Here is a 20,271-nt window from a genome sequence, read left to right as displayed (position 1 = left end):
TTATTCCGGCGCCCTGGATCGCCAGCATGCTGGCTCCTATAAGAGCAGCAGGTCGCAGCGAATGAACTGGCAGAAGCGCTGGCGACTGCCTCTGAAGATATGGCGACAACACTTGTACGGCCGTAGGAGCCAGCTTGCTGGCGATGCTTTTATAACGCGCCCGGATCGCCAGCAAGCTGACTCCTACACAAGCGGGTAATCGCCCTTCGCGAGATAGGGCTCCTGCAAATATGAGGCGCATCATCGTTCCTCCTCGAACAACCGATCCAGCGCATCGAGAAGCGCGTCGCGCGGGCGGGCGAAGTAGACGCCGGCGTCGGGCATGCCTCGCAGGAACAGGTAGAAGGCGCCGCCCAGCTGATCGTCGCGGAAATCAGCCAGACGCTGACGCAGAAAGCGGCGCAGCGCTACCAGATAGATCAGGTATTGCAGGTAATAGTGCTCGCCCGCCAATGCTTGCAGCAGCCGCTCACCGCCGTAGTAGCTCGCATCAGGCCCTAGCCAATTGGACTTGTAGTCCGCGATGTACCAACGGCCATCGTGCTCGAAGGTCAGGTCGATAAAACCCTTGAGAAAGCCCTTGAGGCTGTCGAATTCAAGCCGCGACGCTGCCTCGCGCAGCGGAGCGGCGAGGCCGTAGTCAGGGTCTGTCAGCAGAGTACGCAACCGCGTCACATCGAGTTCCTGCACCGGGAAGGTGAAGCCCAGCTCGGGCAGCCGCCGTGCAGATTGCAGGCGGGCAAGCGTCAGGCCGGCGCCGTCCAGGTCAGTCTCCAGCACGCCCTGTAAATGGGTCGTGGCGATGTCCTTCCATTCCAGCGGCAAGCCATAAGCCTGCAGTGCCGGCTCGACCAGCTCCGGCAGATCGCCTTTTCCCCGTGCCCAATCTTCAAGAATCGCGTGCAGGCAAGTTCCGGCCCGTGCGCCGCGGGGAAAGGCGAAGAACCCGCTGCCCGGCTCGCCGGCATCGGGGATCGCCAGAGCGTCACGGTCCGGCGCCTCCATGTGCATGCCGGCGGCGAGCCCCGAAAAGCTGCCGATTCGCCAGGCGCTGTAAAGGGTTCGATTGAGCTGTGACAATGATCCCGGCGGCGCCGCGCGACCGGGTCCCTGAGCGTTGGCTTCGCGGGTCTCCAGCGGCAGGCAGGCGATGCTCCCCTTGCCTTCCTCGACCAGACGCTCGACGGCAAGGCGCAGGCTTGCGCCATTGAGGTCAGCCAGATGATTGCCCAGTTCGGTAAGCGGTTGCTCGCCTGGAAGTCCACGACCGTGCAGCAGCCAGGCCAGGGCGCTGCTGTGCAGGCCTTCATCGGCCAGACTGCCATCTTTCTTTGGTTTGCACAGATTGACCGGCCCCCAGTGCAGCCAGAGCCGGTCACGTGCGCGGGTCAGTGCGACGTAGGCCAGGCGCAGTTGCTCGGCGAAAACTTCCTCCCGGGCGCGTTCGAGGTTGTCTTGCAGCGCGTCGCTGCCCAGGTCCAGCAGCGGCTGGCCATCGGCGTCGTGGCAACGGGCGCTGTCGCGGTTCTTGCCGAGCAGTTTGCCGTCCCACAGGAAGGGGCAGAACACCAGCGGATATTCCAGGCCCTTGCTGGTGTGGATGGTGACGATCTGCACCCGTTCGGCATCGCTTTCCAGGCGCAGCAGCGCTTCCTCGCCCGCGCCTTCGCTGCCGCGCTGGGCATTGAACCAGGCCAGCAGCGGCTCCAGCCCCGGGCGCAGCAGGCTTTCAGCTTGCAGCAATTCGCCAAGGTGCAGCAGATTGGTCAGCCGACGCTCCCCGTCGACACGCGCCAGCAGCCGCTCGGCTACGGCCTGCTCGTCTAGCCAGGCACGGAATACACGCATGAAGCCCTGCTGCTGCCAGAGTTGGTGATAGCGCTCTGCGGCTTCGCGCTCGGCATCCCACTGCTGCTGATCGTCCTGACAGCGGGCAAGATCGGCGGCGCTGCGGCCCAGCAGGCGCGTGGCCAGGGCGTAACGCAGCAGCCCTTCGCGCCCCGGCTCGGCGTAGGCGGCGAGCACCGCCGCGAGCTCCGTGGCCTCCTCGCTGCGCCATACACTGTCGCGCCCACGGCGAACGCTGGGCACGCCGCGGGCAGACAGCTCATCAGCGATCATTCCGGCCTGGCGATGGTTGGCCACCAGCACGGCGATATCGCCACCTTTCAGCGCGGTAAACGCGCCGTCCTTGTCGAAGCCTGCACGCCCTTCACCGGCGCCCGCCAGTTGCAGGGCAATGCGCCGTGCGGTGTCGCTCACCGCCAGCTGCGCGGCCTCGCCTTTGCCCAGCGGATCGTCGCCCAGCCACACGAGCGACAGTGGCGCGGCTTCGCCCTCCTCCACCAGGCGCAGCTTGGCCCGCGGCTTCTCGGCGGCGCCCACCGGCGGGTACTGCAGATCGCGTTGCGCAAACGGCTGCGGATGCTTGAACAGCTGGTTGAGCGCGGCGATCAGCTCAGGCGTGGAGCGGTAGTTGGTCGGCAGGTTGAAGGGTTCGCGATCAGCCTGCTGCTTGGCGGTCATGTAGGTCGCCAAATCCGCGCCACGGAAGGCATAGATCGCCTGCTTGGGGTCACCTACGAAGCACAGCGAAGCCTCGCTTGTCTTGGCATAGATGCGGTTGAAGATGGCGTACTGGATCGGGTCGGTGTCCTGAAACTCGTCGATCAGCGCCAGCGGATAGGTCGCGCGCAACGAGGCCGCCAGGTCATCGCCGACTGGGCCCTGCAAAGCCAGATCCAGGCGATTGAGCAGATCGTCGAAGGCAAGCAGCCGCTGCGCCGCCTTGCGCTCCGGCAGCTCGCGGTTGAGCCTCTCGAGCAGCGCCACCTGAAGGGCGATCAGCCGCTGCTTGCCGGCGGGCAGTGCGTCGGCCACCTGATCGGCCAGCTCGTCCAGTGCATGGGCCAGCTCGCACACGGGCGCGTCGAAGCCTTTTTTGCAAGCCTTGCTCAGGGCGCGCACGCCGAACTTGGCCGCACCCTCGGGCAGGTCGAACATCACCGCCGGGTCGGCAAAGTAGGCGTCCAGTTCAACCTGCCATGGTGTGAACTTGATGCCCTTGTGAGTGCTCTGGTTCAGCCCGCCATGGGCTACCAGCTCAGCGACCCAGGCCTTGCCGGCCTCTTGCCAGAGCGCCGCGGCGCGCTGCCAGGCTGCCTCGACAGAGCGCAGGTCCGTTGGCACCGGCAAGTCCTGAGGTTCCACGCGCAAGTAAGGCTTGCCCAAGTGACTGCGCAACCGCTGGCGCAGCCACACCGGCGTGATCCGGCTCTTGGCGAGGAAACGCGCCCAGGCCGGATCGGCATCGGCCAGTTCGCTGCGCCAGGCATCAGCAAGCAGCGCGTCGATGATCTCGCGGTCATCGGCGGTCAGCTCGCTGTCGAAGTCGCCGCCGGCCTCGAAGGCCGCGTCCTGCAGGGCACGCTGGCAGAAGCCGTGGATGGTGAAGATCGCCGCCTCGTCGAACCCGTGCACCGCCAGCAACAGGCGCCGCCGCGAGGCGTCGTCCGGATAGCGGGCGTGCAGGCGATTGAGGAAGTCATCGCTGCTCGGCGTGCCCTCATAAACCGCCAGCAGATCGGCCAGCCGCGCGCGGATGCGCTCGCGCAGCTCGGCGGTGGCGGCGGTGGTGTAGGTGACCACCAGAATCTGCCCCACCGAGAGCTGGCGCTCCAGCAGCAGACGCGCATAGAGCGCGGTGAGCGTCCAGGTCTTGCCGGTGCCGGCGCTGGCTTCGATCAGCGAGCGGCCGTCGAAGGGGGAGTCGAGGAGGTCGAGTTTCATTCTTCCTGCTCCTCATCGGCCAGGGCATCCAGGGCCGGGCCGATCAGCTGTTCCGCCAGAATTTCGAACCGCTCGTCCAGCGGATCGCGATCACGGAAGGCCAAGGCGTTCCAGGGGTCTTCAGCTTCGGCGGCAATGGGGCTGAACTCGGCACCAAGCCAAGCTTCGCGGGCACGCTTGCGGGCGCAGTCGAGCGGCTCGCTACCACGGGCCGGCTTGCGGTAGCCCTTGGCAAACGCATGGCTGCTACGCGGCAACAACGGCAGCGGCTCCCGAATCGCACAGCGATAGGCCGCCAGCCAGGGCTCCAGCAGCTCGGCGGCGTTGGCCAGCGGTCCAAGCTGCCAGTCGCCGGCTGGCGAAAGCATCAGGCTGTTGCGCTCGATTCCGGGCGTGGCGGACAGATTGAGCAGCAGATGGCGCAGCCAGAACGGCGGCAGGTCCCACTCCCCCAAGCGGCCGAGCTTCCAGCCGAACAGGCCGGCCGGGGTCACGCCGTCGAGCCAGCCATGCACGCGTACACCGGCCAGGGTGATATCCACCGGCAGCGGCTCGGGCACCGCGTCCGGGCGCAGTTCGAACAGGCGCGGCGCAAAGGCACGGACCGGGCCGCGCAACTTGCCCCACAGCGCCTGGCCCAGCTCACCGGTGGGGAGCCAACCCGCTGCACAGGCCATGCGGCGCTCTTCTTCGTCACTCCAGCCATGTTCCATGGCCTGCAGCGACAGGCGGCGCAGGCCGTTCCAGGCCGGCATCTCCAGATCGAACGGCTCGTCACTGGCGAGCGTTTCCTGATCATCGGCCAGCCGCAGGCCCAGGCGCTGTTCAAGCAGGAAGCGCGCCGGGTGCCGGAAGCATTGCAATAGCTGCGAGGGCTCAATGGTCAGCCAGGCCTCGTCGGGTTCGGCGAGCAGGCTTGCGAAGGGTTGCGCCTGTGTATGGGGTGGCTCGGCGAGGCGCTGGGCGGCGCGGAACCAGGGCAGCGAAAAGCCGGCGCAGGGCGCTTCGCCGAAATTACGCGGCGAGAACGGCTGCAGCGGGTGGGCAATGAGGATCTTCTGGCTGACCGGCCGCGCGCCATCGGCCAGCACGGCGGTCATGTCCACCGCCTCGAGCACCTCGCTGAGCAGCACCGACGGTGGCAGCACGGCATTGTCCCGCGGGTCGCGGCCGACATAGGACAGGTACAACGCCTCGCGCGCAGAGAGCAGCGTCTCCAGCAGCAGGTAGCGGTCGTCGAGGCGCCGCGCACGGTCGCCACGGCGCGGGTGGCGGCCGATCAGATCGAAGCCCGACGGCGGTGTGCGCCGCGGGAAGGCGCCATCGTCCAGCCCTAGCAGACAGACCACTCGGAACGGCAGGCTGCGCATCGGCACCATGGTGCAGAAGGTCACCGCACCGGTGAGAAAGCCCGAGGCGCCGCTGCCCTGCTGCAGCGCGGCGCTGAGCTGCTGGTGCACCAGCTCCAGCTCGATGGGGCGGGTGAGATCGGCGGCCTGGGCCTGATCGCGCAGCGAGGCACAGGCCTGGGAGAGCAGTAGCAGCGTCTCGCCGGCCTCGCGCTCGTCGAACAGCGTATCGATCAGCACTTGCAGGTCGTCCGCCCATTCGCCCAACGGACGCGGCCGCGCCAGCTGGTCGGCCAGTGTGCCGAGACGTTCGACGAACTCCACAAGTCGTCCCAGCAATTGCCCACGGGCCCCTTCCAGAGCATCCAGAGGCCAGTAGTCGCCGAGCAGCGGCGCGTTGTCCCCGGCCAACTGCGGCGGTGCAGCAAACCCCAGCATCAGCCGATCCAGCCCCTGGCGCCAGGTAAAGGCCGATTCGTCCGGCAGCCCCAGGCGAACGCGCTGGCTACCGTCGCGCCCCCAACGCACGCCGGCCTCGCGCAGCCAGTCGCGTAGCAGCGGCAGGTCTTCGCTTTCGATACCGGCGCGACGGGCGATAGCTGGCTGCTCCAGCCAGGCGAGGATTTCCTCGGCGGCGAAACGGCTCTGCGCCAACATCAGCAACTCAAGGAAAGCCTCGATCAATGGCATTTCGGCCCGCAGGCTGCGGTCTGCGAGGCTGTAGGGAATCCGCGGGCTGCCCTCGCGCTGGGCGAACACCGCCTCGATGAAGGGCGCGTAACGTTCGATGTCGGGTGTCAGCACCACCACCTGATCGGGCGACAGCGCCGGATTAGCAGCGAAGCGCGCCAGCAGCTGATCGTGGAGGATTTCCACCTCGCGCAGCGGCGAATGGGCGATGTGCACTTCCAGAGAACGGTCGCCCTCGGCCAGCGTGATGCGCTCATCGGGTAGCCGCGTGCGCAGGCGCAGGATGTCGTTCTGCAGGGCGTGCAGGAGGCTGTCGTCGCTGAGGTCGTCATCTTCGGAATACAGGCCGAACTCCTGGCTGCCTTCGCTGGCGGTGAGGCTGAACAGGGAATCGAAGAAATCGCGACCCTGCTTGCCGAGACTTGCCAGCAGCGGATGGCCCACGTCCAGATACCAGTCATCGATACCGCTCTCCGGTTGCCTGGCCAGCTCGCGGATATCGCGAATCTCCCCCCAGGCTTCGCGGCTCGGGTTGAGCGCGCAGACCACCACGTCGATATGCCGCGACAGCCCGTCGAGCACGCGCAGGTGGTGTGGCGGCAGGCTGCTGATGCCGAACACCAGCAGCCGCTCGGGCAGGCCCGGCAAGGGCTCGTCGCTGTAGAGGCGCTGCAGCAGGTCGCCAAGCAGCCGTGCGCGGTGCGGGTGGCCGTCTTTTGTCAGCTCGCGCCAGAGCAGCGCCTGCCAGGCTTCGTCAGGACCCAGTTCCTGCATTTCGCCCCGCTCCCACGCCGCCAGCCAGTCGTCGCGATAGAGCAGGTACTGGTCGAAAACGTCTGCGATCTTCGCGGCAAGCGACAATCGACGGCGCTCGTCACCACCGTCAAGGTACTGCGCCAGGCGCGGCGCGAGTTCGAGATTGGCCGGCTCGCAGAGCCAACCGTAGAGGCGCCAGGTCAGGGTCGTCGGGGAGAACGCCGACTGCTCGGGCAGGCTGCCCAGAACGGTGCGGCTCAGGTCCCAGACGAACTTGGCCGGCAGCTGCATCTCCAGCTGCATGGCGATACCTTGCTTGCGCGCCAGCTCCAGGGTCAGCCAGCGGCCCATGCCCTGGCTCGGCACCACCACTAATGCCGGGGCGAAGGGGTCGCTGAGCGGCTGGGCAAGCAGGCGTGTAGCCAGTTCGCCAAGGGTTTCGAGGTCGGGAGCGTGGTAAAGGCTGAGCATGGTGGCGGCTTCGACTGGATCAGCGGGCAAGGGTAGCAAGTTCCGGTTGCGCAGCGGTGGTGCGAAGGTATACCCAGTTGGTCGGCGAGGCGCTCTGTTTTGCAGTGCCGTTTAGGCGGCGCTGGAGTCGTAGCCCAGGCCCGCAGCCGTGAGGGCCGTAAAGCGAATCGCGAAGTTAGGCAACGGCGCAATACCCGGGACGGACGCTTGGCCTGGACAGGCAAGCTTCATGTCATCAAACAAAAAGCCCCGGCGGTGCGAGGCACCGTCGGGGCTTTGGTCAGGCTGGAGGATCAGTTATCTACGCGGCGACGTCGCTGCATCCAGTAGATCAGACCGAACAGCAGGAAGCCGGGAATCCACATGTATTCCTTCGGCCAGCGATCGGTGGGCGCGCGGACCGTCAAGATCTCCTGATCGAACTCCAGACCTGCTTCGGCGGCTGGGCTGCCGAAGGTCACGCTGTCAACCAGGAGCTTGCCGCCATCCTCGAATGTAACCAAGCCGATTTTGTCGAGCTTTTCCTGGCCTGTTGCTCCGTCAGGGATGGCCAGTAGCACCACGAATTCGCGTGGGTCACCGACGTCGTTTTCACCCATGACGCGCAAGCGCAACTGGCTGTCTTCCTCGACATCATCGAGGGCCTGGACCAACTCGGACGGCGCGATATCACGATACGGGTCGTGAATCATGTCCATCCAGAAACCCGGCCGGAACAACGTGAAGGCCACCAGCAGCAGCAGCAGGCTCTCGTACCAGCGGCTGCGCACCAGGAAATAGCCTTGAGTGCCCGCCGCGAACACCAACATGGCGATGGTCGCCACTATGAAGATCAGAACCCCATGCCAGAAGTCGACGTTGATCAGCAGCAGGTCGGTATTGAAGATGAACAGGAAAGGCAGCGCCGCTGTTCGAAGGCTGTAGTAGAACGCCGTGATACCGGTCTTGATCGGATCGCCCTTGGACACCGCAGCAGCAGCGAAAGAAGCCAGGCCCACAGGCGGCGTGACGTCAGCCATGATGCCGAAGTAGAAGACAAACAGGTGCACTGCGATCAACGGCACGATCAGGCCGTTCTGCTGGCCCAGCGCAACCACCACCGGCGCCAGCAGGCTGGAGACGACGATGTAGTTGGCAGTCGTCGGCAGGCCCATCCCCAGGATGAGGCTGAGGAATGCTGTGAGCAGCAGCATCAGCAGCAGATTGCCCATCGACAGCAGCTCGACCAGGTCCGCAAGCACCAGGCCAACACCCGTCTGTGAAACTGCACCGACGATGATGCCCGCAGCCGCCGTGGCGATGCCGATGCCGATCATGTTGCGCGCGCCGGCGATCAGGCCTTCACGCAAGTCGATAACGCCATCCATGAAGCTGCCGTGCTGATGAGTACCGTCCTTGCGCAGCATCGACAGCAACGGACGCTGCGTAAGCAGGATGATGACCAGCATCACCGAGCCCCAGAAAGCGGACAGGCCGGGCGACAGGCGCTCGATCATCAGGCACCAGACCAGCACCACCACAGGCAGAAGGAAATGCAGGCCCGACAGCAGCACCGGGCGCGTTTCCGGCAATTTTTCCAGCGGCGCATCAGGGTCTTCGTGCGGCAACGGTGGATTGCTTGCGGCGATCTTCAGCAAGCCCAGATAGACCAGTGCCAGCAACGCGCCGATGACCCACAGCGCGGCATCACCGAGCACCGGTTTCAGCCAGCCAAGCCCGTAATAGACACCCAGCGAGAGGCCGGAAATCAGCGCAGCACCGAATGCGAAGCCGATCAGCCTCTGCATCCAGGGTTTGGCAACGTTAGCGCGCGGCAACGCGGTCAGGCCCAGTTTGAGCGACTCAAGGTGAACGATATAGACCAGCGCGATGTAGGAGATCAGCGCTGGAAGAAAGGCGTGCTTGATTACTTCGACGTAGGGAATCCCCACGTACTCGACCATCAGAAACGCCGCTGCGCCCATCACGGGGGGCATGATCTGTCCGTTGACCGACGAGGCGACTTCCACGGCTCCAGCCTTTTCCGCGGAAAACCCGGTGCGCTTCATCATGGGGATGGTGAATGTGCCGGTGGTCACAACGTTGGCAATCGACGAACCGGAAATCAGGCCGGTCATCCCCGATGCCACGACCGCCGCCTTGGCAGGGCCGCCGCGGAAATGGCCGAGCATGCTGAAGGCCAGCTGAATGAAATAGTGCCCGGCACCTGCGCGCTCAAGCAGCGCACCGAACAGAACAAACAGGAAAACGAAGCTGGTGGAGACACCCAGCGCAATGCCGAATACGCCCTCAGTAGTGATCCACTGGTGGTTCGCCAACGCGGTGAAACTGACGCCACGGTGTGCCAGCAGCCCAGGCATCCAGGGGCCGGCAACGCTGTACACCAGGAAAACCAGAGCAATGATTGCCAGTGGCGGGCCCAACGCGCGACGCGTGGCCTCGAGCAGCAGCGGAATACCGATACAGGCGGTAACCAGATCCATGGTGGTCAGGTTGCCGGGACGCTGTGCCAGTTGTTCATAGGCGATAAATAGATAGGCCGCCGTGGCAGCAGCGACCAGACCCAGGGCGATATCGACCAGGGGGACGCGGTCTCGCGGCGATTTCTTGAACGCCGGGTAAGCCAGAAACGCCAGCAGCAGCGCAAAAGCCAGGTGAATCGAGCGAGTCTCGGTGTCATTTAGTACGCCAAAACCCAATACGAAAGGCAGCGGCGAGGCGATCCACAGCTGAAACAGCGACCAGAGCAGCGCGAGTCCGGCAATCACCGCGGACATAAGCCCGACGGGCGAGCGTGCGCCGACGTCCTGGGCGATCAGCTCTTCAGTGGACAGTTCTTTGTCTTGCATGAAATGGGGCCTGTTTTTTCAGGTATCGGAAACCGCGAAAACCCGTGGCACGAAGCGCACGGGTTTTCAGACGAGAGCCGCGGACGGCAAGCCTGCCGATGCAGACAGCAGGCTAGCGGACCGTTACATCCAGCCGCGTTCCTTGTAGTAACGCTCGGCACCTTCATGCAGGGGAGCGGACAGGCCGACCTTGATCATGTCTTCCGGCTTCAGGTCCTTGAATGCCGGGTGCAGACGCTGGAAGCGCTCGATGTTCTCGAACACCGACTTGACCAGCTGATAAACCACTTCGGCGTCGACCTTGGAAGTGGTAGAGAGCACCGCCTTGCCGCCGATGGACTGAGTGGCGCTGTCATTGCCCTTGTAGATACCGCCTGGGATTTCAGCTTTCGTGTAGTAGCTCTTGTCAGCCAGCAGCTTGTCGATTTCAGGTCCGGTGATCGGCACCAGTACGGCATCAACAGTGGTAGTGGCTTCCTGGATCGCGCCATTGGGATGACCGACGAAGTAGGTCATGGCATCGATGTTGTTGTCGCCCAGAGCGCTGGCCTGCTCGGCCGGCTTGAGCTCAGCGGCGAGGCTGAAGGCTGATTTGTCCCAGCCCTTTTCCTTCATGATCTCTTCAAGGGTGTCGCGCTGACCGGAACCTGGGTTGCCGATGTTGACGCGCTTGCCTTTCAGATCGTCGAGACCTTTGATGTTGGCGTCACGACGTGCCAGTACGGTGAAGACTTCGCTCTGCAGCGAGAAGACGGCACGGATGTCGTCCATCTTGCCTTCACTCTCGAATGGCGCCACACCTTCCATCGCCTTGTACTGATGGTCGGACTGCATGATGCCGAAGTTGAACTCGCCGCTACGCAGACCGTTCACGTTTGCCACGCCGCCACCGCTGGCCGGAGCGTTGCATTTGAGGTTTTCGGCATTACGGTTGACGAAACGGCAGATCGACTGGCCAGCCACGTAATAGACGCCAGTCTGACCACCGGTACCGATGGTCACGAATTTCTCTTGCGCCTGAGCCACTCCACTCAGACCGGTCCCCGCCAACGCGGCGGAAAATATCCATGCCAAGGATTTGCCTTTCATGGATTCACTCCTTTATTGGTTGTTTTGGAATTTGCCCCGCCGACCTCGTGAGCCTGGCGAGAAGTCCGGAGTCTAGCAGGCCACTGCGTCGGTAACAGCACGACCGCCATCCGAAATCCTATCTTCATCTCCCGACTCCCTGAATGGGACCCACCAACTGACTCAGGGTTGCTCGCATTTGAGCAATAAACAACGATACCTATACAAATATCTGTACAGGTAAATTTATCCGTATAAGATACATGCATGTCATAGCGCCATTACCCGACCAATGGGGTGGGACATTGCCGGAGCTACTCGATAGACTCAGCGATATCAATATGACATCACGCAAAGCAAAGGCGGCTGCCTAACAAACACAGCGATGTGCGAGCTAAAGCGCCAACAGTGGCTATCCAAAGGATGGATCAATGCTGGCGCTTTTTTGTGTGCGCTTGCCAAGGCAAAGAAGACAGGAACCGTTTGGTAGTCCGGGGAACTCACCGAAAGGTGGAGATGGCAGGGAATGCGCGATGCGCCAGTCTGGGTATCGATCAAGACGACTGTGGCGGAACATTTAAGCAGACCCGAGAATTCCACCATGCGCTTGAACCTCCCGATTACCGGACGCGACGTATCATTCAGTGAGACGGCCAACATCCTGTCCACTACCGACCTCAACGGCGACATCACCTACGTAAACCCCGACTTCATACAAATCAGCGGTTTCGATGAAGACGAAGTGCTCGGCCAGCACCACAACATAGTCCGACACCCAGACATGCCGCCCGAAGCGTTCAGCGACCTGTGGTCCAGCGTTCGGGCTGGCAAGTCGTGGATGGGCATGGTTAAAAACCGCTGCAAGAATGGCGATCACTATTGGGTCAGCGCCTTTGTCACGCCCATTAGCCGCAATGGAAAGGTCGTCGAATATCAATCGGTGCGGACCAAGCCACAGGCTGCCCAGGTAGCAGCGGCCGAAAAGTTGTACGCACAACTGCGCGACAAGCGTGCCCCGGCTGCGTTGCGACGAGCTCCTCTGAGTGTGCGCTGCCGCGTGGCGCTGCTGGCGGCGCTCGGTACCGTGCCTTTTGTGATTGGAGGCTCGCTGCTGGGTGGCGCACATATGGTGGCCGCGATAGCGACTACTGCGGCAGCCGCTTTAAGCGCCGGTAGCCTGGCGTGGATGGCGCTGGCGCCATTGCAGCGTCTTGCGGAACAAGCTCGCGCAGTGGGAGACAACGCGGTCGGTCAACTGGTCTACACGGGCCGCCGCGATGAATTCGGGCAGATCAGCTTTGCGATGAAACTGCTCGAAACCGAAGCGGGCGCCATGGTCGGACGAATCGGTGACGCCTCTCGCCAGCTGAGCCAGCATGCCCGCGAGCTTGTAGGAGCAATGGATAGCAGCGCGCAGAGCGCATCCCGGCAGCAGAGCGAAACCGATCAGGTAGCCACGGCAATCAATCAGATGGCGATGAGCGTGCAGGAAGTCGCCAACAACGCCCAGCGTACTGCCGAGGCGGCGAGCCGAGCCAATAGCGAAGCGGCGACTGGCACTGATGTAGTCAACCGAACTGGCGCGGCTATCGGCCGCCTGGCTCAGGACATCCAGCAGGCCGGCGATGTCATTCACGAGCTGGAAGCGCACAGCAATGACATCACCAAGGTGCTGGATGTGATTCGCGGCATCGCCGAGCAGACCAACCTGCTGGCGCTCAACGCCGCCATTGAAGCGGCTCGTGCCGGCGAACAAGGCCGTGGTTTCGCCGTGGTCGCCGATGAAGTTCGCAGCCTGGCCTCGCGGACCCAGCACTCTACCCAGGAAATCAACACCATGATCGCGGCCCTCCAGGGCGGTGCACGGCAAGCGGTGCAAGTAATGCAGCGCAGCCGCGAACAGGCGATGGAAAGTGTCGAGCAGGCCGAGCAAGCGGCACGTTCACTTCAAGGTATCAACAATCGGGTAAATGAGATCAGCGACATGAGCATGCAGATTGCCTCGGCAGTCGAGGAGCAGAGTGCTGTAAGCGAGAACATCAATCAGAACATCGTCAGCATCCGCAGCGGCTCGGACCAGCATGTAGCGAGCGGCCTGCGTAGCCGGGAAACCGCTTCGGGCGTCGCTCAATTGGCGGACAGCATGGAAATGCTGGTCCAGCAGTTCTGGACACGTCGACGCGGATAGGCGGGCTATAGTTCTTGCGTCCGTTCCGATAGGTGGACAAGCCTTTGGCAGGTCCGGCGGTGGTATCAAAGCGACATTAGCCGTATCTTTTGAAGGCCATTACCACTGCTAGACCCTCACGCCCGCCTAGCGTAGCGGCGGGGTCGCAAAATGAGACTTTGCGCTTGATGCGATCACGCCTGCTCCTGCTCTTTTGCCTGCTCAGCGCACTTATCGTCTCGATCTCCAATCAGGCGATCGCGGCAATCTCGCCCGGCGTGGTCCATGAGGGACGCGCAGCCCTCAAGGCTGGCACCATCGAATGGGTGCCCGGCCACCGTGACGCCGATTTCGAGACGGCGCACTACGCCAACTGGTCATGGCAACCCTTGCAAAAACCGAATCTGGGAAAGCAGAAGGAAGGCGTGTGGTTGCGCTTCGCTGTCGATCGCGATAGCGATAGCGCCAGTGATGAACGCTGGTTCCTGAGCCTGAAGTGGCCTGTCCTTGACGAGGTGCAGGTACGACTGTTCTTCCCTGCCGAGAATGAATGGGGGCCATTGATGCGCGCCGGAGATCACGTGCCGATGCGTGAACAGCCCGTAGCGGATCTGAATCTGGTGTTCCCGCTGGAGGTGAAGGCTGGCGAACACGCAGTGGTGTACATGCACCTGCAGACCTGGGGCATGATGGCGGTGCCGCTGGTCATATCCGACGAACCAGGCTTCGTTGCCGGCAAGATCAAGGATGTGGCGATGATCAGCCTGTTCTTCGGCGGCATGCTGGTGATCCTGCTCTATAACAGCAGCCTCTTCGTTTTTACCCGCGACCTGAGCTATCTGCTCTACGTTGTCTATCTACTCAGCGCCCTGTTTTATGTTGTGGCGATCACCGGGTTCGGCCAGTTGTTCTTGTGGCCGGAGACACCCATCGCCCGGCGCTTCTATGGCCTTTCCGCGGCGCTGTGCTTCTTCACGCCGCTGGTGTTCGCAACACGCTTCCTGAGCATCCGTCGTTATGGTGGCTGGGTCTGGCTGGTGACCTGGGTGCTGATGGTGTACTGGGCGACGGCGATCATGCTCATCCTGCTCGCCCCGACACTCACGCGTTATCTTGCCAGCGAAGCGATGGCGCTGGTTCATTGCGTTCTGACCATGGCGGCGGTCATCAGCCTGTGGATAAGGGGCAACCCCTCGGCGCGCTTGTTCGCTATCGCCTGGTCGACGCTGCTGATCGCAACCATCGCACATCTGCTTGCACTTGAAGGCGTGCTGCCGCTCAATACCTTGACTTTGTATGGCCAGCTGATTGGCATGTTTGCCGAGTTCGTGCTGCTTTCCATGGCGCTGGCCCAGCGCATCAACGTGGAGCGCGAACGCCGCATCCTCGCGCAGCAAAGCGTGCTGCACGCCTCCGAGGCGTTAGCCATCGAACGTGAGTCGCGACTGCAGGCGCAGCAGCAGGCCCTCGATGTGCAGATGCGGGCCAATGAGGCGCTCGAAGCGCGCGTGTACGAACGCACCCGGGCGCTGGAGGATGCCAAGCGAGGGCTGGAGATGGTCAATGAGCAGCTCACCCGCCTCAGCATTACCGACGCCCTGACCCAGCTGTCGAACCGGGGCCATTTCGACGTGATGATCGATGAGGAGATCCGCCGCGCACGGCGCATCGAGATGCCGCTGTCGGTGCTGTTGCTGGACATCGATCACTTCAAGCGCGTCAACGACACCTACGGCCATCCGTTCGGCGACGAATGCCTGCGGCTAGTCGCCGATACCCTCAAGCAACACGGCCAGCGCGCCGGTGATGTGGTGGCCCGCTACGGCGGTGAAGAATTCGTCATCGCGCTGCCGGGGATGGACGCTACCCAGGCCGCAGAACAGGCCGAGCGCATTCGCGCTGCAGTGGCGGCCCTTGAACCGCGCTGTGGTGAAGACCGGCTTCAGCTGACCATCAGCATCGGGGTGGCAACGCTTGACCCTGCGGCGCAAAGCACACCGGCGCAGCTACTGGCGGCTGCCGACGCGGCGCTTTACCGCGCCAAACATAACGGACGCAATCAGGTGGTGGTTGCCGAGCCGCTCCAGGTGATCGAGCGGTCAGACGATTGAGTTTGCAGCTGGTGCCGGAAAGCGCACCTTGACCAGCAGGCCGCCCGACGCCCCCTGATCCAGCTCGATGGCGGCTCGGTGGGCACGGCTGATTTCACCGACGATGGCCAGGCCGAGCCCCGCGCCCTGCCCCTGTTGCTGTACCCGATAGAAGCGCGCAAAGACTCTTTCACGTTCCTCAGGCGCGATGCCCGGCCCGTCGTCTTCGACTTCCAGCACGCCCTCCTGCTTCACCCTGAGCACCACGTTGCCGCCACTTGGGGTGTGAGCCAGTGCATTGTCCAGCAGGTTACTCAGCAGCTCACTGAGCAAGGTCGGCTCGCCGTCGATCCACACCGGGTCGTCTGCCTCCAGCGCCAGCGCAACGCCGCGTTTATGAGCCAGTGCCGCCATCGCCAGGCCCAGCTCCCGGGCCAGCTGGCTGAGATCCAGGCGCTGCGCACCGCCTTCGGCAATGGACTGCGCGCCGCTTTCGATACGGGCCAGGGACAACAACTGGTTGGCAAGATGGATCACCCGATCGGTATGGGCCTCGGCCTCCTCAAGGGTCTCCTGCCAGCGCTGCGGTTGTTGCTCGCGTCTCCCCAGCTCGATTCGAGCCTTGAGCGCTGCCAAGGGGGTTCGCAACTCGTGCGCGGCGTCGGCGATGAATTGCGCCTGACGCTCGAACTGCACGCGCAATCGCTCGGTGAAATGGTTGAGCGCCGCCACCAGCGGCCTGAGTTCGCGCTGCACGGCGACCAGAGGCAGCGGGCGTAGATCGTCAGGCTGGCGCAGTTCGACCGCCTCGCTGAGCTTGCCCAGCGGCCGCAGTGCGGCGCTGACTGCCAGCCACACCAGAACCAGCGCAGCAATTGCCAGCAGACCGACCCGCCACAGCGTATCCACCAGCAGACTGCGCGCCATGCGTTCGCGCGCCCCCAGAGTTTCAGCCACGCGGATTTCGGCAATGCCGGTGAGCTCCGGCTCGCTGACCGGCTGCAGCAGACTGACCAGCCGCACGCCCTCTCCCTTGAACTGCCCGTCATAGAAACGTGCCAGTGCCGGGTAGTCGTCGGTACGCCGGACCTTGGGCCCAGGCGCCGGCAGATTCTCATAGCCACTGGCCAGGCGCCCTTCGGTGTCGAGCACCTGATAATAGATACGCCCTGCGCTGTCATAGGCAAAGGTGTCCAGCGCCACATAGGGCACGTTAGCGCGCAGCTGGCCGTCATTGGCGACCAGCCCATCGGCAATGGCCCGCGCAGAGGCCAGCAAGGTGCGGTCGTAGGCGGTATCAGCGGCGGCCCGCCCGTTCCAGTAGGCGCTCCAACCGCTGAACAGAAGTAGCAGCGCCAGCAGGACGGCTAGCCGGCGCAGCAGCCCGGCGCGCAGACTTCCGGCACGCGCCACCGCATCAGGCATCCATGCTCTCCAGCAGATAACCGAGCCCGCGGAAGGTCACGATACGCACCGCGCGGCCTTCGAGCTTCTTGCGCAGCCGATGCACGTAGATCTCGATGGCGTCGGCACTCGCGTCCTCGTCCAGTCCGAACACCTGCGCTGCCAGCTGATCCTTGCTCATGACCCGCCCGGGCCGCGTGATAAGCGCCTCGAGCACGGCCTGCTCGCGGGAGGTCAGACTCAGGGGCTGGCGATCGAGACTGAACCGCCGTGCGTCCAGGTCATAAACCAGCGGGCCGCAGCTCTGCTGGCGCTCGCCCGCCGCCACGCTGCGCCGCAGCAATGCCTTGACCCGCGCCTCCAGCTCGGAGAGTTCGAAAGGTTTTGCCAGGTAGTCATCCGCGCCCAAATTCAGGCCATGTACCCGATCCGTGACATCGCTGCGGGCGGTGAGCATGAGTACCGGCAGCGTCTTGCCTCGTTCGCGCAGCCGCGCCAGCACCTGAAAGCCGTCGAGCCTGGGCAACCCCACATCGAGGATTGCCAGCGCGTAGTCCTCGGTTGAGAGTGCCAGATCGGCCGCGATGCCATCACCGAGCAGGTCCACGGTCCAGCCGCCAGCGCGCAACGCTTGCGCCACGCTTTCGGCTAACTGGGGGTGGTCCTCGACAAGAAGAATCCGCATTGCTGTCCTCTGCCACACACGGAACGGGCCGCCAGTGTAGCGGCAAGGCACGCCATACGCTGCTTTCACGCCTGAAAGCCTGCTGAAAGTTTCGCCGCCTAGGATCGGTTCAGGTGGCTAGATCCACCATTCGGCCCATGGCCGTCACAACAAGAACAATAGTGGAGATTCAAGGATGCTGACTGCCGTCAGAACCAAACCCGCGCGTGCCCGCCTTGCACTCGCCGTCGCAGTTGCCTCGCTGGTGCCAATGGCCCAAGCGGACTTCATTGAAGACAGCCGCGCGACCCTGCAAACCCAGAACATCTATCTCAATCGCGATTTCCGCGAAGGCACCGGCCAGTCCAAGCGCGAAGAGTGGTCCCAGGGCTTCTTGCTCAATATCGAATCAGGCTTCACCGAAGGCACTGTTGGCTTCGGTGTAGACGCCATGGGCATGCTTGGCATCAAGCTCGACTCCGGTGGCGGCCGCGCTGGCACTGACCTGCTGCCGGTACAGGATGACGGCGGCACGCCCGATGAGTTCAGCCGTCTCGGGCTGACCGCCAAAGCCAGACTCTCCGAAACCGAGCTACGCTACGGTAGCCACATCCCTGAAACGCCCGTGGTCAAGGCCAGCGACAGCCGCACCCTGCCACAGGTTTTCGAAGGCGCCATGCTGGTATCCCAGGACGTAACGGGGCTGACCTTGAGCGGTGGACGTCTGAACAAGGTCATCGACCGCGCCTCGACCAACTCCCAGGAGCTGCAGCTGAACAACAAGAACAGCCGCTTCTCCAGCGCCGCCGAAGCCGATCATCTGACGTTCGCGGGTGCCCGGTACGACTTCAGCGAAACGTTCACTGGCACTTACTACGCGGCCGAGCTCGATGACATCTATCGCCAGCATTTCTTCAACCTGCAGGTGGTGCGCCCGCTTGGTGAAGACGCGGCACTGACTGCCGATCTGCGGCTGATGATCAGCGACGACACCGGTGCGGCGAACGCTGGCAAGATCGACAACCAGGCCTGGAACGGCACGGTGGGCTACAGCCTTGGCGGGCATAAGGTCAGCCTCGCCTTTCAGCAAATGAACGGCGACACCGGTTACGCCTACATCGATGGCGGCGACCCCTACCTGGTCAACTTCGTCCAGATCAACGATTTCGCCAACGCCGATGAGCGCTCCTGGCAAGCCCGTTACGACTACAACTTCGCCTCCATCGGGGTCCCTGGGCTGACCTTTCTGACCCGCTACGTTTCCGGCGACAACGCTGAGTACGCCGGTGGCAGCAACGGCAGCGAGTGGGAGCGCGATATCGAACTCAAATATGTGGTGCAGACCGGCCCGCTGAAGAACGTTGCCGTGCGCATGCGCAACGCCATGTTCCGCTCCGACTTCGCCCGCGATGCCGATGAAAATCGCCTGATCGTCAGTTACAGCCTGCCGATCTGGTAAAGCCGTCAACAACAAGAAACAGAAGGAGACACTCATGAAAACTGCAATGCGTCGTTTCGCCCTGCTCTCGTCCTGCCTGGTACTTTCGACCCAGCTGATGGCCGAGCCCAAGCGCCCTGAATGTATAGCCCCCGCCAAGCCCGGCGGCGGCTTCGACCTGACCTGCAAACTGGCCCAGAGCGGGCTGAAGGACGGCGGCCTGCTCAAGTCGCCCATGCGCGTCACTTACATGCCCGGCGGCGTGGGTGCGGTGGCCTACAACGCGGTGATCGCGCAACGCGCGTCGGACCCTGCGACCATTACTGCGTTCTCCAGCGGATCGCTATTGAACCTGGCCCAAGGCAAGTTCGGCCGCTATGACGAAACCAACGTGCGCTGGCTGGCAGGAATCGGCACCGATTACGGCGCCATTTCTGTCCGAGCCGATGCGCCCTATCAGGACCTCGACGACCTGATCGACGCAGTCAAGAAGGACCCAAGCAGTGTGGTATTCGGTGCCGGCGCCACCATCGGCGGCCAGGACTGGATGCAGACTGCACTGATCGCGCGCGCCGCTGGCGTGGACCCGCAGAAGCTCCGCTATGTCGCCTTCGAAGGCGGCGGCGAAACCCTCACCGCCATGCTCGGCGGCCACGTACAGGTCACCAGCAGCGGTCTGGGCGAAGTCGCTCCACAGCTTGAAGCCGGCAAGATCCGCATTCTGGCTGTGCTGTCCGATGAGCGGCTGCCAGGCAAGATGTCTGAAGTGCCGACCGCCAAGGAGCAGGGCTATGACATCAGTTGGCCGGTGATCCGCGGCTTCTACATGGGCCCGGAAGTCAGCGATGAAGACTTCAACTGGTGGAAGACCCAGTTCGACACGCTGCTGGCCGATGACGATTTCGCCAAGCTGCGTGAGCAACGCGACCTCTTCCCGTTGTCGATGACGGGCGACGAGCTCAAGGCATTCGTCAATCAGCAAGTCGCAGACTACAAGGAACTCGCAGCCGAGTTCGGCCTGGTCAAGTAACACCCTGTCCGCTGCGGCTCGCTTGAGTGAGCCACAGCGGGCCTCCTTCCGAGGTAACCACCATGTACGTTCGTGTCTTTGCCGCGGCTTGGCTGCTCGCGTGCGCCGGCCTCGCACTGCTCGCCTGGGGTTTCGAGGCACCGTTTGCCTACGACCCGGTCGGCCCGCGTGCCTATCCGCTTCTGCTGTTGTTTCTCATGGCCTGCGGTTCGCTCTGGCTGTTGTGCAAACCGCACGGCGATCCAACTCCTGCTTTCGACTGGGCGATCGCCCGCCGCGCCGCGCTCTGCGTATTGGTACTGCTGGCTTACTCGCTGCTGTTCGAGGTGCTCGGCTTCGTGATCACCACCGCGCTGGCCACGTTTGCCCTGGGCCTGTTGTTCAACGGACGCCTGCTGCCCTGCCTCATCAGTGGCGTATTGATGGGGGTGCTGCTCTACGGCCTGTTTGACCTGTCGCTCGACGTACCACTGCCACTCGGCGTGCTGCGCTTGCTGGAGAGCTGA

At 63.4% G+C, this 20,271-nt stretch carries 11 protein-coding genes; 5 read left to right on the top strand and 6 right to left on the bottom strand.

Going from position 1 to position 20,271, the window contains the following annotated elements:
• Positions 1 to 240: 240 nt before the first annotated feature.
• The 4 genes from recB to EA797_RS01370 form a co-directional block, all read right to left on the bottom strand.
• Positions 241 to 3,789, bottom strand: coding sequence for an exodeoxyribonuclease V subunit beta (gene recB, locus EA797_RS01385; RefSeq protein WP_122163404.1), 3,549 nt, complete (start codon positions 3,787 to 3,789; stop codon positions 241 to 243).
• A complete protein-coding gene (recC, locus tag EA797_RS01380) occupies positions 3,786 to 7,055 on the bottom strand; it encodes an exodeoxyribonuclease V subunit gamma (RefSeq protein ID WP_122164642.1) in 3,270 nt (1,089 codons plus the stop codon). The genes recB and recC overlap by 4 nt, the downstream gene beginning before the upstream one ends.
• Before the next feature lie 293 nt (positions 7,056 to 7,348).
• Positions 7,349 to 9,904: a TRAP transporter permease gene (locus EA797_RS01375; RefSeq protein WP_122163403.1), complete on the bottom strand. Its 2,556-nt coding sequence runs from the start codon at positions 9,902 to 9,904 to the stop codon at positions 7,349 to 7,351.
• A gap of 123 nt (positions 9,905 to 10,027) precedes the next feature.
• Complete coding sequence (locus EA797_RS01370; protein WP_122163402.1) at positions 10,028 to 10,993, bottom strand: TAXI family TRAP transporter solute-binding subunit; 966 nt, start codon at positions 10,991 to 10,993, stop codon at positions 10,028 to 10,030.
• A 580-nt stretch (positions 10,994 to 11,573) separates the two neighbouring features.
• Between EA797_RS01370 and EA797_RS01365 the strand changes: the two genes are divergently transcribed.
• Both EA797_RS01365 and EA797_RS01360 read left to right on the top strand, forming a co-directional pair.
• Positions 11,574 to 13,160: a methyl-accepting chemotaxis protein gene (locus EA797_RS01365; RefSeq protein WP_122164641.1), complete on the top strand. Its 1,587-nt coding sequence runs from the start codon at positions 11,574 to 11,576 to the stop codon at positions 13,158 to 13,160.
• Between the two features lie 167 nt (positions 13,161 to 13,327).
• The gene (locus tag EA797_RS01360) at positions 13,328 to 15,250 is read left to right on the top strand and encodes a sensor domain-containing diguanylate cyclase (protein WP_122163401.1); all 1,923 of its coding nucleotides are present in this window, start codon (positions 13,328 to 13,330) and stop codon (positions 15,248 to 15,250) included.
• Here EA797_RS01360 and EA797_RS01355 read toward each other — a convergent pair.
• Together EA797_RS01355 and EA797_RS01350 are read right to left on the bottom strand one after the other, a co-directional pair.
• On the bottom strand, positions 15,239 to 16,654 hold the full coding sequence (locus EA797_RS01355) for a sensor histidine kinase (RefSeq protein WP_122163400.1): 1,416 nt from the start codon (positions 16,652 to 16,654) through the stop codon (positions 15,239 to 15,241). The two genes, EA797_RS01360 and EA797_RS01355, sit on opposite strands and share 12 nt — an antisense overlap.
• Positions 16,647 to 17,318: a response regulator gene (locus tag EA797_RS01350; RefSeq protein WP_122163399.1), complete on the bottom strand. Its 672-nt coding sequence runs from the start codon at positions 17,316 to 17,318 to the stop codon at positions 16,647 to 16,649. The genes EA797_RS01355 and EA797_RS01350 overlap by 8 nt, the downstream gene beginning before the upstream one ends.
• 175 nt (positions 17,319 to 17,493) lie before the next feature.
• Between EA797_RS01350 and EA797_RS01345 the strand changes: the two genes are divergently transcribed.
• The 3 genes from EA797_RS01345 to EA797_RS01335 all read left to right on the top strand — a co-directional run bounded on the left by EA797_RS01345 (position 17,494) and on the right by EA797_RS01335 (position 20,271).
• Positions 17,494 to 18,756 (top strand): OprD family porin, encoded by a 1,263-nt coding sequence (locus EA797_RS01345; protein WP_122163398.1) that lies wholly within the window; start codon positions 17,494 to 17,496, stop codon positions 18,754 to 18,756.
• Positions 18,757 to 18,790: 34 nt separating this feature from the next.
• The gene (locus EA797_RS01340) at positions 18,791 to 19,765 is read left to right on the top strand and encodes a Bug family tripartite tricarboxylate transporter substrate binding protein (RefSeq protein WP_122163397.1); all 975 of its coding nucleotides are present in this window, start codon (positions 18,791 to 18,793) and stop codon (positions 19,763 to 19,765) included.
• Positions 19,766 to 19,827: 62 nt separating this feature from the next.
• Positions 19,828 to 20,271 (top strand): tripartite tricarboxylate transporter TctB family protein, encoded by a 444-nt coding sequence (locus EA797_RS01335; protein ID WP_122163396.1) that lies wholly within the window; start codon positions 19,828 to 19,830, stop codon positions 20,269 to 20,271.

Origin of the sequence: Stutzerimonas zhaodongensis, from assembly GCF_003696365.1 — a bacterium.
Taxonomy (GTDB): domain Bacteria; phylum Pseudomonadota; class Gammaproteobacteria; order Pseudomonadales; family Pseudomonadaceae; genus Stutzerimonas; species Stutzerimonas zhaodongensis.
This window is presented reverse-complemented; position numbering and strand designations above follow the sequence as displayed.

What these genes read in the sequence shown, in the direction of transcription:
- recB (WP_122163404.1), bottom strand. Translation starts at nt 3,789, where the DNA reads ATGAAACTCGACCTCCTCGACTCCCCCTTCGACGGCCGCTCGCTGATC.
- recC (WP_122164642.1), bottom strand. Translation starts at nt 7,055, where the DNA reads ATGCTCAGCCTTTACCACGCTCCCGACCTCGAAACCCTTGGCGAACTG.
- EA797_RS01375 (WP_122163403.1), bottom strand. Translation starts at nt 9,904, where the DNA reads ATGCAAGACAAAGAACTGTCCACTGAAGAGCTGATCGCCCAGGACGTC.
- EA797_RS01370 (WP_122163402.1), bottom strand. Translation starts at nt 10,993, where the DNA reads ATGAAAGGCAAATCCTTGGCATGGATATTTTCCGCCGCGTTGGCGGGG.
- EA797_RS01365 (WP_122164641.1), top strand. Translation starts at nt 11,574, where the DNA reads ATGCGCTTGAACCTCCCGATTACCGGACGCGACGTATCATTCAGTGAG.
- EA797_RS01360 (WP_122163401.1), top strand. Translation starts at nt 13,328, where the DNA reads ATGCGATCACGCCTGCTCCTGCTCTTTTGCCTGCTCAGCGCACTTATC.
- EA797_RS01355 (WP_122163400.1), bottom strand. Translation starts at nt 16,654, where the DNA reads ATGCCTGATGCGGTGGCGCGTGCCGGAAGTCTGCGCGCCGGGCTGCTG.
- EA797_RS01350 (WP_122163399.1), bottom strand. Translation starts at nt 17,318, where the DNA reads ATGCGGATTCTTCTTGTCGAGGACCACCCCCAGTTAGCCGAAAGCGTG.
- EA797_RS01345 (WP_122163398.1), top strand. Translation starts at nt 17,494, where the DNA reads ATGCTGACTGCCGTCAGAACCAAACCCGCGCGTGCCCGCCTTGCACTC.
- EA797_RS01340 (WP_122163397.1), top strand. Translation starts at nt 18,791, where the DNA reads ATGAAAACTGCAATGCGTCGTTTCGCCCTGCTCTCGTCCTGCCTGGTA.
- EA797_RS01335 (WP_122163396.1), top strand. Translation starts at nt 19,828, where the DNA reads ATGTACGTTCGTGTCTTTGCCGCGGCTTGGCTGCTCGCGTGCGCCGGC.